The organism is Nonomuraea terrae (genome assembly GCF_044465245.1).
Taxonomy (GTDB): domain Bacteria; phylum Actinomycetota; class Actinomycetes; order Streptosporangiales; family Streptosporangiaceae; genus Nonomuraea; species Nonomuraea terrae.
Window position 1 is genome coordinate 916210 of sequence record NZ_JBITLL010000001.1, and the last position, 14416, is coordinate 930625.

10 protein-coding genes are annotated in these 14416 nt (G+C 73.4%); 7 read left to right on the forward strand and 3 right to left on the reverse strand.

What is annotated here, in order from left to right; genetic code table 11:
* The first annotated feature begins 28 nt into the window (after positions 1–28).
* Positions 29–3739 (forward strand): S8 family serine peptidase, encoded by a 3711-nt coding sequence (locus tag ACIBP6_RS04390; RefSeq protein WP_397048643.1) that lies wholly within the window; start codon positions 29–31, stop codon positions 3737–3739.
* Between the two features lie 37 nt (positions 3740–3776).
* Here the strand turns inward: ACIBP6_RS04390 and ACIBP6_RS04395 are convergent, their stop codons facing one another.
* The gene (locus tag ACIBP6_RS04395; protein WP_397048645.1) at positions 3777–4571 is read right to left on the reverse strand and encodes a FadR/GntR family transcriptional regulator; all 795 of its coding nucleotides are present in this window, start codon (positions 4569–4571) and stop codon (positions 3777–3779) included.
* 81 nt (positions 4572–4652) lie between these two features.
* Between ACIBP6_RS04395 and ACIBP6_RS04400 the strand changes: the two genes are divergently transcribed.
* The 6 genes from ACIBP6_RS04400 to pucD are packed head-to-tail and all read left to right on the forward strand — an operon-like array spanning position 4653 to position 11747.
* Entirely contained in the window at positions 4653–5666 is a 1014-nt protein-coding gene (locus tag ACIBP6_RS04400) for an LLM class flavin-dependent oxidoreductase (protein WP_397048647.1), read from the forward strand.
* A complete protein-coding gene (locus ACIBP6_RS04405; protein WP_397048649.1) occupies positions 5663–6829 on the forward strand; it encodes a peptidase dimerization domain-containing protein in 1167 nt (388 codons plus the stop codon). The genes ACIBP6_RS04400 and ACIBP6_RS04405 overlap by 4 nt, the downstream gene beginning before the upstream one ends.
* Before the next feature lie 5 nt (positions 6830–6834).
* Positions 6835–8151, forward strand: coding sequence for an MFS transporter (locus tag ACIBP6_RS04410; protein WP_397048650.1), 1317 nt, complete (start codon positions 6835–6837; stop codon positions 8149–8151).
* Positions 8148–9002 carry an FAD binding domain-containing protein gene (locus tag ACIBP6_RS04415; RefSeq protein WP_397048652.1) on the forward strand — a complete coding sequence of 285 codons (855 nt, stop codon included), beginning with the start codon at positions 8148–8150 and terminating at the stop codon, positions 9000–9002. Before ACIBP6_RS04410 ends, ACIBP6_RS04415 begins: the two co-directional genes overlap by 4 nt.
* A 4-nt stretch (positions 9003–9006) precedes the next feature.
* On the forward strand, positions 9007–9471 hold the full coding sequence (locus tag ACIBP6_RS04420; RefSeq protein WP_397048654.1) for a (2Fe-2S)-binding protein: 465 nt from the start codon (positions 9007–9009) through the stop codon (positions 9469–9471).
* Between the two features lie 2 nt (positions 9472–9473).
* Positions 9474–11747 carry a xanthine dehydrogenase subunit D gene (gene pucD / locus ACIBP6_RS04425; protein ID WP_397049304.1) on the forward strand — a complete coding sequence of 758 codons (2274 nt, stop codon included), beginning with the start codon at positions 9474–9476 and terminating at the stop codon, positions 11745–11747.
* A gap of 1 nt (position 11748) precedes the next feature.
* Here the strand turns inward: pucD and ACIBP6_RS04430 are convergent, their stop codons facing one another.
* Together ACIBP6_RS04430 and ACIBP6_RS04435 are read right to left on the reverse strand one after the other, a co-directional pair.
* Positions 11749–13041: a DUF2252 domain-containing protein gene (locus tag ACIBP6_RS04430; RefSeq protein WP_397048656.1), complete on the reverse strand. Its 1293-nt coding sequence runs from the start codon at positions 13039–13041 to the stop codon at positions 11749–11751.
* 75 nt (positions 13042–13116) lie between these two features.
* Positions 13117–14400, reverse strand: a complete 1284-nt coding sequence (locus ACIBP6_RS04435) for a cytochrome P450 (RefSeq protein ID WP_397048658.1) — start codon at positions 14398–14400, stop codon at positions 13117–13119.
* Between the last annotated feature and the right edge of the window lie 16 nt (positions 14401–14416).

The window sequence follows — 14416 nt, forward strand, 5'->3', positions numbered from 1 at the left end:
GCGCGGACCCCTCGAAGGAAGCCCCAGGATGCCCCCACCCCACCGTGCCCTCGGAGCGGTCCTCGCCGCGGCCGTGCTCGCCTTCGGGCCGGCCGTCCCCGCGAGCGCCGCCGCCGGCGACCCGCCGCCGACCCCACCGAGCGTTCCGTCGAGCGCCCCACCAGCTGGGCCGCCGGCCGCGCACGCGCTGACGCTGATCACCGGCGACGTCATCGACGTCCAGACCTACCCCGACGGCCGCCGCGCCGTGACCCCGCGCCCGTCCCCGGGCCGGACGCAGCCCGCGTTCAAGACCGTGGAGCGCGACGGCGACCTGTACGTCATCCCGGAGACGGCTCGCCCGCTGCTGGCCGCGAACCGGCTGGACACGGAGCTGTTCAACGTCACCACCCTCATCGAGGCCGGCTACGACGACGCCGGCCGCGCCTCGCTGCCGCTGATCGTCAGCTACGGCCAGGCGGCCAGGAGCGCGCCGTCCGCCCGGCCGGTGCCGGCGGGCGCGCGCAGGACCCGGGTGCTCGCCAGCGCGGGCGCCGCCGCGGTCGAGCGCCCGCGTGCCCAGGCCGCGGCCTTCTGGAACGCGCTCCGCCCGGCGGAGAAGACGATCTCGGCCGCGGCGCCGTACCAGAAGATCTGGCTCGACCGCCCGGTGCGGGCGACGCTGGAGACCAGCGTGCCGCTGATCGGCGCGCCGGCCGCCTGGCAGGCCGGCTATGACGGCAAGGGCGTGAAGGTCGCCGTGCTCGACACCGGCGCCGATCCCGCCCACCCCGACCTCGAAGGCCGCATCGCCGGGAGCGCCGACTTCTCCGGGTCCGGCGACACCGTGGACCGCAACGGGCACGGCACGCACGTGGCCGCCACGATCGCGGGCAGCGGCGCGGCCGGCGGCGGCAGGCACAAGGGCGTCGCCCCCGGCGCCTCCCTGTACGTCGGCAAGGTGCTCGGCGACAACGGCCAGGGCTACCTGTCGTGGATCGTCGCCGGCATGGAATGGGCGGCGGCCCAGGAGGCGGACGTCGTCAACCTGAGCCTGGGCACCGACGGCTTCTCCGACGGTCAGGATCCGGTGAGCCAGGCGCTCAACACCCTGTCCGCCCAGACGGGCACCCTGTTCGTGGTAGCGGCGGGCAACTCCGGCCCCGAGCCGGGCACCGTCTCCGCGCCCGGAGCCGCCGACGCCGCCCTGACGGTCGGCGCCGTCAGCAAGGCGGACGAGATCGCGTCGTTCTCCTCGCGCGGGCCCCGGCAGGGCGACGACGCGCTGAAGCCGGAGATCAGCGCCCCCGGCGTGGCCATCGTGGCCGCGCGCGCCGCGGGCACGTCGATCGGCACGCCCGTGGACGACCGCTACAGCTCGCTGAACGGCACCTCCATGGCCACCCCGCACGTCGCGGGAGCCGCGGCGCTGCTCGCCCAGCGCCACCCCGACTGGAGCGCCCAGCAGCTCAAGGCCGCCCTCGTCTCCACCGCGAAGCCGGTCGAGGGCGACCTGGACGGGATCGGCGCGGGCCGCCTGGACGCCGGCCGCGCGGTGACCCAGCAGGTGTACGCCAGCCCGCCGGCGATCAACGGCGCCACCGCTTCCGCCGACGCCGAGCCCGGCACCTCGGCCGTCGACCTGGTCAACGCGGGCGACGCGCCCGTCCGGCTCGACCTGGCCCTCGACGTGCGCGACCGGCGCGGCGAGCCGGCCCCCGGCGGCATGTTCACCCTCGGCACGAGCCGCGTCGAGCTGCCCGCGGGCGGCACGGCGCGCGTCGCCGTGACCGTCGACCCGCGCAAGGGTGAGCGGGGCCGCTACACCGGACGGCTGCGCGCGACAGGGCCGGGCGTCGAGGTGACGGTCGCCGTCGTGCAGACGATCAGTCCGACCCTGCACCGCGTGGAGATCCCCGTGACCTACCGCGACGGCGGCGCTCCCGGGAGCTCGTCCAGCGTGGACGTGCTCGACCTGGACACGGGAGAGTTCCGCGACCTGGCGGTGCCGGAGGACGGCAGGCTCGTCGCCGACCTGCCCGCCGGCCGCTACTCCATGATGGCCACGCTCTTCGACCGCACTGATCCGACCCTGGGCGCCGCCGAGGTCGTCCTCGCCGGCGACGCCGACGTCGAGATCACCGGCCCGGCGACGGTCCCGCTCGACGCCCGCTCCGCCGCCCGCATCGACCTGGACACCGCGGAGAAGGACGCCGACCACACGAAGATCACGATCGGCCACGTACGCTACGGCGACACGGACGCGCCCGGCCTGCACTCGTCGTGGACGATGACCGCCGCGACCGAACGCGCCTACGTGACGCCCATCGCCGCGGCGGAGACGGGCGTGTTCCGGATGTACCACCACTGGGACCTGTACCGGCCGTTCGCCGCCGTCGACGCCAGGGGCGAGGACGTGCGGCTGGTCCTCATGGACTACGGGCCGGCCTTCGACGGGCGGCTCGACCTGCAGGTGTACGACGCCGGCACCCGCGAGGACCTCACCGGTCTCGACCTGCGCGGCAAGCTGGCGCTGCTCACCTACCGGCCCGGGGCCGACATGCTCGCCACCGTCGAGAGCGCGGGCGCGGCCGGCGCCCCCGTCGTCGTGGTGGCGGCGCACGACCCGGACGGCACCCTGGCCTACTGGGGCAGCGGCCTGCGCACGCCCGCCTTCACCACCGGCTTCGACGACGCGGCGGCGCTGCGCGCGGCGGGCCGGGTGCGCCTCCAGGGCAGCTCGGTGAGCCCGTACTGGTACGACGTGCTGCGCTGGCACGACGCCGTGCCGCGGAACCTGCGTTACGAGGTCTCACCGCGGACCATGGCCCGCATCGACGCCAGCTACCACGGCACCACGGACGAGGCCGGCTACGGCACGCGCGCCAGCTTCCTGCCGGACGTCGGCGGCATCATGCTCAAGCCGTCGCCGATCGTCGGCGCGATGCGGCGGGTGGAGTGGGCGACTCCCGGTGACCTGGTCGTGCGGGCCAAGTTCCAGCGGTCCGTCGACGGGGCCGAGCTGATCAGCGCTGACCGCTCCTACCGGGCAGGACAGCGGGTCGCCGAGCACTGGTTCGCGGCCGGCGGGCCCGGCCAGCCGCGCGACCCGTCCAGCGCGTACGCCGAGTTCGGCCTGCCGGCGCAGCGCACCGGCGACGCGCTGCGGATCACGGCGCCCGCGTTCGGCGACTCCGACCCCGACCACTTCGGCTTCGTCCACGCTCTGGGCGACGAGGCGTCGTTCGCGCTGTCCCGCGGGGACGAGGTGATCGCGTCGGGGGCGGAGCTGTACAACCAGACGTTCGCGCTTCCCGCCGAACGGGCCTTCTACCGACTCGACCTGCGCGCCCTGCGTACCGCGCCGTGGTGGGGCACCGCCACCGAGACGGCCACGACGTGGACGTTCACCTCGGCCCGCACCGTCGGTCGGGAGGTGCTGCCGCTGCTCACGATCGACTACGACCTCGGCGTGGACCTGCGCGGCGGCGTGCCGGCGCGCGGTCAGCACACGTTCGCGTTCTCCGTCAGGACGCCCCACGGCGCGGCCCCCGCACGGGCGGCAGGGGCCACGGCGTACGTGTCGTACGACGACGGCGTGAGCTGGACGCAGGCGAAGGTGAGCCGGCACAAGGACGCGTACCGCGTCAAGACCGACCACCGAGGCCGCACCGGCCACGTGTCGCTGAAGGTCACGGCCTGGGACCGCTCCGGCGGCACGGTCGAGCAGACGATCAAGCGGGCCTTCGCCCTGCGATGACCCGATCGGGCTCCGTCCCCTCACGGGGGCGGGGCCTTCAGCTGAAGGTCGCCACGATCGTGGCGTAGTCGAGCATCCGGCCCGCGGGCGGCCGGCCCGTCTTCGCGGTGCCCGCCGCCTTGACCTCGCCGTAGAGCGCCGCCACGTGCTGCAGCACGGCCTTGCGCACGCCCGCCGCGTCGCGTTCGACCAGCGCGGTCAGCATGGATCGGTGGTGCGGGTCGAAGCGCTCGTCGGCGCGCCGGAGCGCCAGCGTGTGCTCGCGGAACTCCGCCATCTCCGGCACCAGCGCGAGATAGACCTGCAGCAGCAGGTCGTTGTGCGCGGCCCGGATCAGACCCTCGTGGACCTGCTCGTCGGTGCGCACGAGCACGGCCAGATCACCCTTGCGCCGGGCGGCCTCGTGTTCGCGGCAGCGCGCCGCCAGCTCGTCGATGTCGGCCTGGGTGGCGCGTACGCAGGCCAGCCCCGCCGCGGCCAGCTCCAGCCCGATGCGGACCTCCAGCAACTCGGCGACGGCCGGCCCCTGGTCGGCGCTCCAGTTGACGAACTGCGGGGTCGGCTCCGGCTCCGTGCGGTGCCGGACGTACGTGCCGCGCCCCCGGACGACCTCGACCACGCCCAGTGTGTGCAGCTTGCGGATGGCCTCGCGCAGCGAGCTGCGGCCGACCTGCAGCTGCCGGGCCAGCTCGGGCTCGGAAGGCAGCCGGTCACCCGGCCGGAGGGCGCCGGAGTCGATCTCGGCCAGCAACTGCTCGGCGATGACGTCCGGGAGGGGCGTGCGAGCGAGCGGCTCGTACTGGACGGGGGCACGCGTCTGCTCCGTATTCACCGGGACATTCTGCCACACCCGTTGACTGATGTCAGACAACAGACTAGCTTGTCCGGATTAATACCGAAGAAGGTGATCTCCTTGATCAAAGTAGGTGTCCGTTTCCCCCCGGCGACCAGAGCGGACCAGATCGCCGAAGAGGTGCGCCGCGCCGAGCGGTACGGGTTCGACGTCGCCTGGATCGCCGACTCGCAACTGCTCTGGCGCGACGTGTACGCGGTCATGGCCGTGGCCGCCACCCGGACCGAGCGCATCGAGCTGGCCACCGCGGTGACGAACGTCGTCACCCGCCACCCGACCGTGGTCGCCTCGGCCGTCAACACGGTGGCGGAGCTGGCTCCGGGACGCGTCATCCTCGGCGTGGGCAGCGGCGACAGCTCGGTGAAGCCCATGGGCATCCGCCCGTCCAAGCGGGCAGAGCTGCGGGCGGCCATCGAGCAGATCCGCGCGCTGCAGGGCGGCGGCGAGTGGGAGTACGGCGAACGGCGGCTGCGCCTGCGTGACGCCGGCGGCGCCGTGCCCGTGCACATCGCCGCCAGCGGCCCGCGCACGCTGGAGCTGGCCGGGGAGATCGCCGACGGCGTGGTCACCCTGGCCGGCATCTCGCCCGAGACGCTCGACCAGACCACGAAGGCCGTGCGCAAGGGCCTGGACGGATCGGATCGGCCCTTCGAGTTCACGGTCGGCGCGTTCTGCAAGGTCACCGACGACCTCGAACGCGACGCGGCCGTGCTCAAGCCGATCTGCCTGCACATGGCGACCATCGGCGGCCAGGACTTCCTGCGCATCGCCGGCATCGAGCTGGCGCCGCCGCCGCACGTGCCCGAGGTCTACCCCGACATGGTGCACGCCGAGGACTGGAAGCTGGCCATCCGGCACGCCTCCAAGTGGGTCACCGACGAGATGGCGGTCAAGTTCGCCCGGACGTTCTGCCTGTTCGGCACCGTGGACGACATCGTGGAGCGCGCGAGGCGGGCGGTCGAGCTGGGCGCGACCGGCTTCTACCTGCGCCACGTCGGCAACTACACGCTGCCGAGCGAGCTGATCGAGAGCTTCGGCGGCGACGTGCTGCCGCGGCTGCGGGAGCTCCGATGAGCGAGTACCTGGTCGACACGCTGGCCGCCCTGGCGCGCGTGCCGTCCGCCGTGCCGCTGGGCGCGCGGACGCTCATCGAGCCCGACCACCCGACGCTCGTGCGCTACGTCCAGGACCACCTGCGGCCGGCGTTCCTGGCGACGGGCGCGACGGACGTCATCGACCTGCCGGCCAACCAGTTCGCCGTGCGGTTCGGCGACGGCGACGGGCCCACGCTGGCGCTCATGGCGTACACGCCGACCCAGCACCACAACCTCATGGCCGACCCGTGGTCCGGCCGCGTCCGCACACCCATGGAGCTGGGCGTGGACGAGCCGTGCCTGTTCGGCCAGGGCGTCTCGCAGAACAAGGCGCACCAGGCGTGCCTGCTGGACCTGGCCCGGTGGATCGTCTCCGAGCGGGTCGAGCTGCACGGCACGCTGCTGCTGTGCGTCAACAACGAGGGCCGCAGCAGCCACGACTGCTCCCGCGCCATCCTCGACGCCCTCCCGTACCGCCCCGACCTGGTCATCCAGCTGTTCTGCACCGGGTTCGAGGTGTCGATCGGCAACCGGGGCAGGATCGACGTGATCGTCGACGTCCACGGCACGGCCGCGCACTCGTCGAACCCGCCGGACGGGGGCAGGGTCATCGACGTCGTCGCGGACGCGGTCGTGCGGCTGCGCGAGCTCGACGCGGTCGTACGGGCCCGCGCCGAGCATCCCGCGCTCGGCCGCGAGCAGGTCGTGCCGTACCTCGTCAGCTACGAGCCGCTGGCCCCGCACACGCTGCCCGCCTCCGCGCGGATCGTCGTGGACCGGCGGCTGCTGCCGGGCACCGACCCGGCGCAGGCCGCCGCGGAGATCGCCGCGGCGCTGGAGGGCCTGGAGGGCTGCGAGGTCAGGCCGGGCGTCACCATGCTGCCGGCCTATCTGCCGCCCGAGCGCCGCGAGGTGCTGGGCGCGCTCGACGCCGCGATCAGGGAGCGCCTCGGCGACCCCCGGCACGGCGTCTACGGGGGTTCTTTCGACGCGGGCGGGCCGTCAGAGCGCGGCATCCCCACCGTCATGTTCGGGGTACCCGCCGAGGGCGACCTCCTCGGCGACGACTTCGTACGGCTGTCCGCCGTACGCGACGAAGCCGCCGTGCTTCGTGACACCGTCACCCGCTTCCTGAGGAAGTAACCACCATGCCGCAACCCGCCAAAGCCGCACACGCCGCACCACGGTCCAGCTCCACCCGGGTCGTCCTGGCCAGCCTGGCCGGGACCACGATCGAGTGGTACGAGTTCTTCATCTACGGCACCGCCGCCGCGCTGGTGTTCGACCAGCTCTTCTTCCCCAGCTACGACGCCCTGGTCGGCACCCTGCTGTCGCTGTCGACGTTCGCCCTGGCGTTCGTGGCCAGGCCCATCGGCGGCGCGCTGTTCGGGCACTTCGGTGACCGGCTCGGCCGCAAGTCCATGCTGGTCGTCACGCTCACCCTGATGGGCGGCGCCACGCTCTGCATCGGCCTGCTGCCGACGTACGAGACGATCGGCGTGGCCGCGCCGATCCTACTGGTGCTGCTGCGTGTGCTGCAGGGCATGTCGCTGGGCGGCGAGTACGGCGGCGCGGTGCTGATGAGCGTCGAGCACGCCGGCCCCGGCAGGCGCGGCTTCTTCGGCGCGCTGGTCAACACCGGCGCCGGCTGGGGCATGCTGCTCGCCAACCTGGTGTTCCTGCTCACCTCGCAGATGTCCGACGAGTCCTTCATGGCCTGGGGCTGGCGGGTGCCGTTCCTGCTGAGCGCGGTCCTGGTCGGGCTGGGCCTGCTCATCCGGCTCAAGCTGGCCGAGAGCCCCGACTTCGAGCGGGTCAAGGCGAGCGGCGAGGTGCGCAAGGCCCCGCTCGCCGAGGTGCTGACGAAGCACTGGCCGCGGGTGCTGCTGATGTGCCTGGCCTACATCCCGGCCGGCATCACGTTCTACATCGCGACCGTCTACTCCCTCAGCTACGGCGAGAAGCAGCTCGGCATGGACCGCGACATGATCCTGCAGCTCGTGCTGCTGATCAACGTGTTCACCATCGTCGCCATCCCGTTCTTCGGCTGGCTGTCGGACCGGGTGGACCGCAAGCGCATCTTCTGGGTCAGCATCGTGGCGATGGCGGCGCTGCCGTACGTGTGGTTCTCCCTCTTCGACAGCGGCTCGTTCGGCCTGATGCTGCTCGGCTTCGTGATCCTGTTCATCCCGTACGCCGCCAACTACGGCACCATGCCGGCGTTCTTCGCCCACGTCTTCCCGCCGGCCGTGCGCTACACCGGCATGTCGGTCGGCTACACGCTCGGCACGGTGTTCGGCAGCGGCCTGGCACCGATCATCGCCACCTGGCTGTACGACGGCACCGGCTCCTGGACCGCCATCGCCCTCTACATGACCGCGGCCGGCGTCGTCGGGACGGTGGCCGCGCTGTTCCTGACCGAGCGGGCCGGCGTCGAACCGGCGATGGAGGGGGCGCCGGCGTGACGGAGTTCCTCTCCGCCGCGGACCTGCGGCACGCCATCGAGCTCAAGGCCGCCCACCCCGAGGCCACGCTGATCGCCGGCGGCACGGACGTCATGGTCGGGCTCAACTTCGGGCACCGCCAGGAGTCCAGGCTGATCGACATCTCGCGGGTGGCCGAGCTGCGGGAGTGGTCGCGTGACGGCGACACGGTCAGGCTCGGCGCGGGCGTGCCGTACACGCGGATCGTCGAGGAGCTCGGCGGCGAGCTGCCGGGCCTGGCGCGGGCCGCGCGGACGATCGGCTCCGCGCAGATCCGCAACCGGGCGACCGTGGGCGGCAACCTCGGCACCGCCTCGCCCGCCGGCGACGCGCTGCCGCCGCTGCTGGCCGCCCGGGCGTCGGTCGAGGTCGCCTCATCGCGGGGCACACGCGCGGTCCCGGCCAGGGAGTTCTTCACCGGCCCCGGGCGCTCGGCGCTGGAGGCGGACGAGATCGTGACGGCGGTGCGGCTGCCGGTGGCCGCGGGCCCGCAGCAGTTCGCCAAGCTCGGGCCGCGCAACGCCATGGTGATCGCCGTCGCGTCCGTGGCGCTCACGCTCGATCCGGGACACCGCCGCGTCGGCTGCTCGGCCGGCTCGGCGGCCCCGACGCCGGTCGCCGCGGCCGAGGCCGAGGAGTTCGCCGCCGCCGAGCTGGACTGGACCGGCGGCGAGCTGCCCGCGCCGGTGCTCGCCCGATTCGGCGAGCTCGTGGCGGGGGCCACGTCGCCCATCGACGACGTGCGGGGCAGCGCCGGCTACCGCCGGCACGCCGTCGCCGTGCTCGCCCGGCGCACGCTGACGTGGGCCTGGCAGGAACTGTGGAGGAGCTGAACAGGTGAGGGTCGATCTGCGGGTGAACGGGGCTCCCCGGAGCCTCGACGATGTGGAGGCCGGCGAGAGCCTGCTCTTCCTGCTGCGCGAGCGGGTGGGGCTGCCCGGCGCCAAGAACGCCTGCGAGCAGGGCGAATGCGGCTCGTGCACGGTCTACCTCGACGGGACGCCGGTGTGCGCCTGCCTGGTGGCCGCCGGGCAGGCGCAGGGCTGCGAGGTGGTGACCGTGGAGGGGCTGGCCGACGGGGACGAGCTGCATCCGGTGCAGGAGGCGTTCGTCGAGGCGGGCGCCGTGCAGTGCGGGTTCTGCACCCCCGGCCTGCTGGTGGCCGTGCACGATCTGCTCGCCCGGTGTGACGACCCGGACGAGCCGCAGATCCGCGAGGCCCTGGCCGGGAACCTGTGCCGCTGCACCGGCTACGAGAAGATCTTCGACGCCGTACGCCTGGCCGCGGGGCGGTCGCGATGACCATGACGCAGCCGCTCACGGCCGACGGCGTGGGCGCCTCGGCCCGCCGCCCCGACGCGGACGCGAAGGTGCGCGGCGACTTCGCGTACTCCTCCGATCTGTGGCACGACGCGATGGTGTGGGGCGCGACCGTCCGCAGCCCGCACCCGCACGCGCGCGTCGTGTCCGTGGACGCGTCCGCGGCGCTCGCGCTGCCCGGCGTGCACGCCGCGCTCACCGCCGCCGACGTGCCCGGCGTCAACCGGTACGGGCTGGAGAAGCGCGACCAGCCGGTGCTGGCGGAGGACGTCGTCCGCTACGCCGGCGAGCCCGTCGCCGTGGTCGCCGCCGACACCCCCGAACTGGCCCGCCACGCGGCCGGGCTCGTCGAGGTCGCGTACGAGCCGCTGCCCGCGCTGACCGAGCCCGAGCGCGCGCTGGAGAGCCCCGCCCTGCACGACGGCGGCAACCTCGTGCGCCACGTGCGCATCCGCCGCGGCGCCCCGGCGCGGGCCGACGTGGTGGTGACCGGCGAGTACGAGGTCGGCATGCAGGACCAGGCCTTCCTCGGCCCCGAGTCCTGCCTGGCCGTGCCCGCCGGGGAGGGCGTCGAGCTCTACTGCTCGACGCAGTGGCTGCACGTCGACCAGGACCAGCTCGCCGGCTGCCTCGCCCTGCCGAAGGAGCGCGTACGGCTCACGCTCTCCGGCGTGGGCGGCGCGTTCGGCGGCAGGGAGGACCTCAGCGTCCAGGCCCACGCCTGCCTGCTGGCTCTGCGGCTGGGCCGGCCGGTGAAGATGAGCTACGGGCGCGAGGAGTCGTTCGCCGGTCACGTGCACCGCCATCCGGCCCGCATGCGCTACGAGCACGGCGCCACCCGCGACGGGAGGCTGCTCTACGTCAAGGCCGACATCCTGCTCGACGGCGGCGCGTACGCCTCCACGTCGGCCGCCGTGACCGGGAACGCGGCCTGCTTCGCGACCGGACCGTACGAGGTGCCGGCCGTCGAGATCGACTGCCGCTCCGTCTACACCAACAACCCGCCCGCCGGGGCGATGCGCGGCTTCGGCGCCGTCCAGGTCTGCTTCGGGCACGAGTCGCAGATGGACAAGCTGGCCGCCGCGCTCGGCATGGACCCGGTCGAGCTGCGGCTGCGCAACGCCGTGAGCACCGGCTCGACGATGGCGACCGGGCAGCGCGTCGAGGGGCCGGCCCCCGTGGCCGAGCTGCTGCGCCGCGTCGCGGACAGACCCCTGCCGCCGCCCGCCGCGGACGATCCCCGGCTGCTGCCGGGCGGCACCTCCAACTCCACGCGCGCCGACCGGCTCGTACGCGGCGTCGGCTACGGGCTGTCGGTGAAGAACATCTGCAAGTCCGCCGGGTACGACGACTACGGCACCGCCCGGGTGCGCCTGTTCGCCCACGAGGGCGAGGCGGTCGCCGAGGTGCACACCGCCGCCGCCGAGGTCGGCCAGGGGCTCGTCACCGTGCAGGCGCAGATCGCGCGGACCGAGCTGGAGGTCGCGCGCGTCACGATCCTGCCCGCCGACACGGAGGTCGGCGACGCCGGCACCTCGTCGGCCTCGCGGCAGACCTGGATGTCCGGCGGCGCCGTGCGCGCCGCGTGCCTGGCCGTCCGCGCCCGGCTGCTGGAACGCGCGGCCGCGCTGCTCGGCGAGCCCGCCGGCGCGCTCACCATCGGCGGCGGCGCGGTGACGTCGTCCGCCCGGTCCGTCCCGCTCGTGGAGTTGCTGGCAGAGGGCGACGTGGACGAGACGGCCGTCTTCCGTCACCGAACCACTGAGGCGCTCGACCCGGCGACCGGGCAGGGCGACGCCCACGTGGCCTACGCCTTCGCCACGCACCGGGCCGTCGTGGACGTGGACCCGGAGCTCGGATCGGTGCGCGTGGTGGAGATCGCCTGCGCCCAGGACGTCGGCAGGGCGATCAACCCGGTGGCGGTCGAGGGCCAGATGCACGGCGGCATCGCGCAGGGGCTCGGGCTGGCCGTGATGGAGGAGATCAGGCTCCGGGACGGCCGGATCCTCAACCCGTCGTTCACCGACTACCTGATCCCGACCACGATGGACATGCCGCCGACCGTGCTCGACATCCTCGAACTGCCGCGGCCGGACTCGCCGTACGGGCTGACCGGGGTGGGGGAGCCGCCGCTGCTGTCGGCGCCGGCCGCGATCGCCGCGGCCATCAGGGACGCCGTGGGGCCCGCCGCCGCTGCCGCGCTCGACCGGATCCCGATGACGCCGGAGGCCGTCGCGACCGCCGTCCTGGACGCCTGACCTACAGCCCGGGCATCAGCCGGCCGTTGCGGAACAGGTCGACGAACAGCTGGTGGTCGGCCCGGGCGCGGGCGCCGTAGGCGTGGGCGAAGTCCACCAGGGCCTGGACGAACCCGGCCCGGTCGTCGCCGATGACCGCGGCGATGGCGTCCTCGGTGGAGAAGTCGACGAGGTCGTGGGCGGACTCGTCGTCGGCCACCGCGTGCATGCGGGCCGCCGCGACGCCGAGGTGGCGCACCACGGAGGCGAACTCCTCCGGCTCGTTGACGTCGTCCCAGTCCAGGTCCGCCGCGTACGGCGAGACCTCGGCGACGAGCTGGCCCACGCCGTTCAGCTCGGTGTAGCCGAGCCACGGGTCGGCGTAGGCCTGCAGCGCCCGCTGCGACTCGGCCGTGCGGTGGCCCTGGTGGCGGAAGTACGACCGCACCCGCTCGTCGTCGATGTGCCGCGCGACCGCGGGCGTCTGGGCCTGCTTCATGTACAGGATGACGTCGTTCTCCAGCGCCTGCGTGTGGCCCTCCAGCAGCAGGTTGTACGACGGCAGCCCCGCCGAGCCGATCCCCACCCCGGTGCGCAGCGCGATGTCCTTGATCTCGTACTCGATGCCGGAGACCTGCGGCAGCGTGCCGAGGTAGCCGTCGAAGGCCGCCTCGACCAGGCGCCGGGTGGGCTCGTCGACCGGGAAACGGCCCTCCATCACGCCGAAGCGGCGGTCGAAGTTCTCGATCGTCGTCTCCAGGTCGAGCAGCGCCACCCGGGTGTTGAGCCGCGCCCGCTGCAGCACGTGGTGGAGCACGCCGGTGGTGGTCGCCAGCGTGAGCGAGCCGATCGCGTCGTCGCCGCCGTGCACGATGGCCGCCAGCTCGGCCAGGTACGCCTCGGCGAACTCGCGTACCAGGGCGGTGATCGCGTCGTCGGACAGCGCCTTGGCGTAGCCGATCAGCGCCAGGCTGGCCACCAGCCGCTTGAGGTCCCAGATGTACGGCCCGACGTAGGCCTCGTCGAAGTCGTTGACGTTGAAGACCAGCTCGCCGGTGGCGTTCATGTACGTGCCGAAGTTCTCGGCGTGCAGGTCGCCGTGGATCCACACCCGGCCGGTCTGCGCGTCCAGGTAGGCGTCGTCGGCGAACGCGCCGGTCAAGTCGGCGTAGAACACGCACGCGCTGCCGCGGTAGAACGCGAACGGCGAGGCCGCCATCTTGCGGAACTTGCGCCGGAACGCCGCGGGGTCACGCTCGATGGACGGCCCGAACTCCGCCATGAGCACATCGAGAAGGTGTTGGGAACGAGCCACGAAAGTCCCTTATACCGGAACATCCGTTTTGTCCTGACGGGCGCCTGCCGTTCAGGCGCCCGTCAGCACGTTCCGTCACGCCCAGGTGACCGGCAGGGAGTGGACCCCGAAGATCAGCATCTCGTTGCGCAGCGGCACCTGCTCGGCCGGGACGGCCAGGCGCAGGTCCGGCATCCGGGTCACCAGCTCCCCCAGGCCGACCTGCATCTCCACCCGGGCCAGCTGCTGGCCGATGCACTGGTGCACGCCGTGCCCGAAGGCCAGGTGGGAGGCGCGGGGCCGGCGCACGTCCAGCCGGTCCGGCTCGCCCCAGTGGCGGGGGTCGCGGTTGACCTCGGGCGTCGCGATGATCACGGTGGAGCCCGCGGGGATCTCCACGCCGCCCACCGTGACGGTCTCGGTGGCCACCCGGCTGACGCCCATCTGGATGATGGACAGATAGCGCAGCAGCTCCTCGATCGCGTTGTCGAGCAGGGCCGGGTCGTCGCGCAGCGCGGCGAGCTGGTCGGGGTGCTCCAGCAGCGCGAACATGCCCAGGCCCAGCATGTTCGCCGTCGTCTCGTGGCCGGCGCCGAGCAGCACGAGCGCCATGTCGACCAGCTGCGCGTCGGTCAGCGGCGGGTCGGCGTCGTGGATGAGCCCGGACAACATGTCGTCGGCCGGCTCGGCCCGCTTGGCCGCCACCAGCTCCTGGATGAAGCCGTACAGCTCGAGGCCGGCACGCGCCCGCTCGTCGTCGCCGCTGGTGGAGTCGAGCGAGATGCGGGTGTTCTCCTGGAACCGGGCGCGGTCGGCGTAGTCGACCCCGAGCATCTCGCAGATCACCAGCGAGGGGATCGGCAGCGCGTACGCGGGCACGAGGTCCGCCTCGGTGCCCGCCGCCCGCATCGCCTCGATGTGCTCCACGGCGATCTCGCGGATGTGCGACTCCAGCGCCTTCATCCGCCGGACGGTGAACTGGCCGGTCAGCAGGCGCCGCAGGCGCGTGTGCTCCGGCGGGTCCATGAAGACGAACATCCCGTCGGTACGGCTCTCCACGTTCGGCGCCGCACCGCCACCGGCGGCCAGCTGCTCGACCTCGTGCGCCTGCAGCTGGGTGGCGTCGGGGTGGCGCACGCGGTCGGAGCTGAAGCGCAGGTCGCTCAGCACCGCCCTGGCCTCCTCCAGGCCGGTGACCAGCCAGGTCGAAGCGCCGTTGGCCAGCCTCAGCGGCTGCACCGCCCCCTCGCCGCGCCGCTCCCGCAACCCGGCCGGCGGATCGAACGGGCACCCGCCCCGCTCCACCATGTCCGCCGGCAACAGCCGCCGCATCGCGGTGGGTGATTCGGTCGTCGTGCGCTGCTGGTCGGAAGCCGTCATCGCCACATCCTCTGCC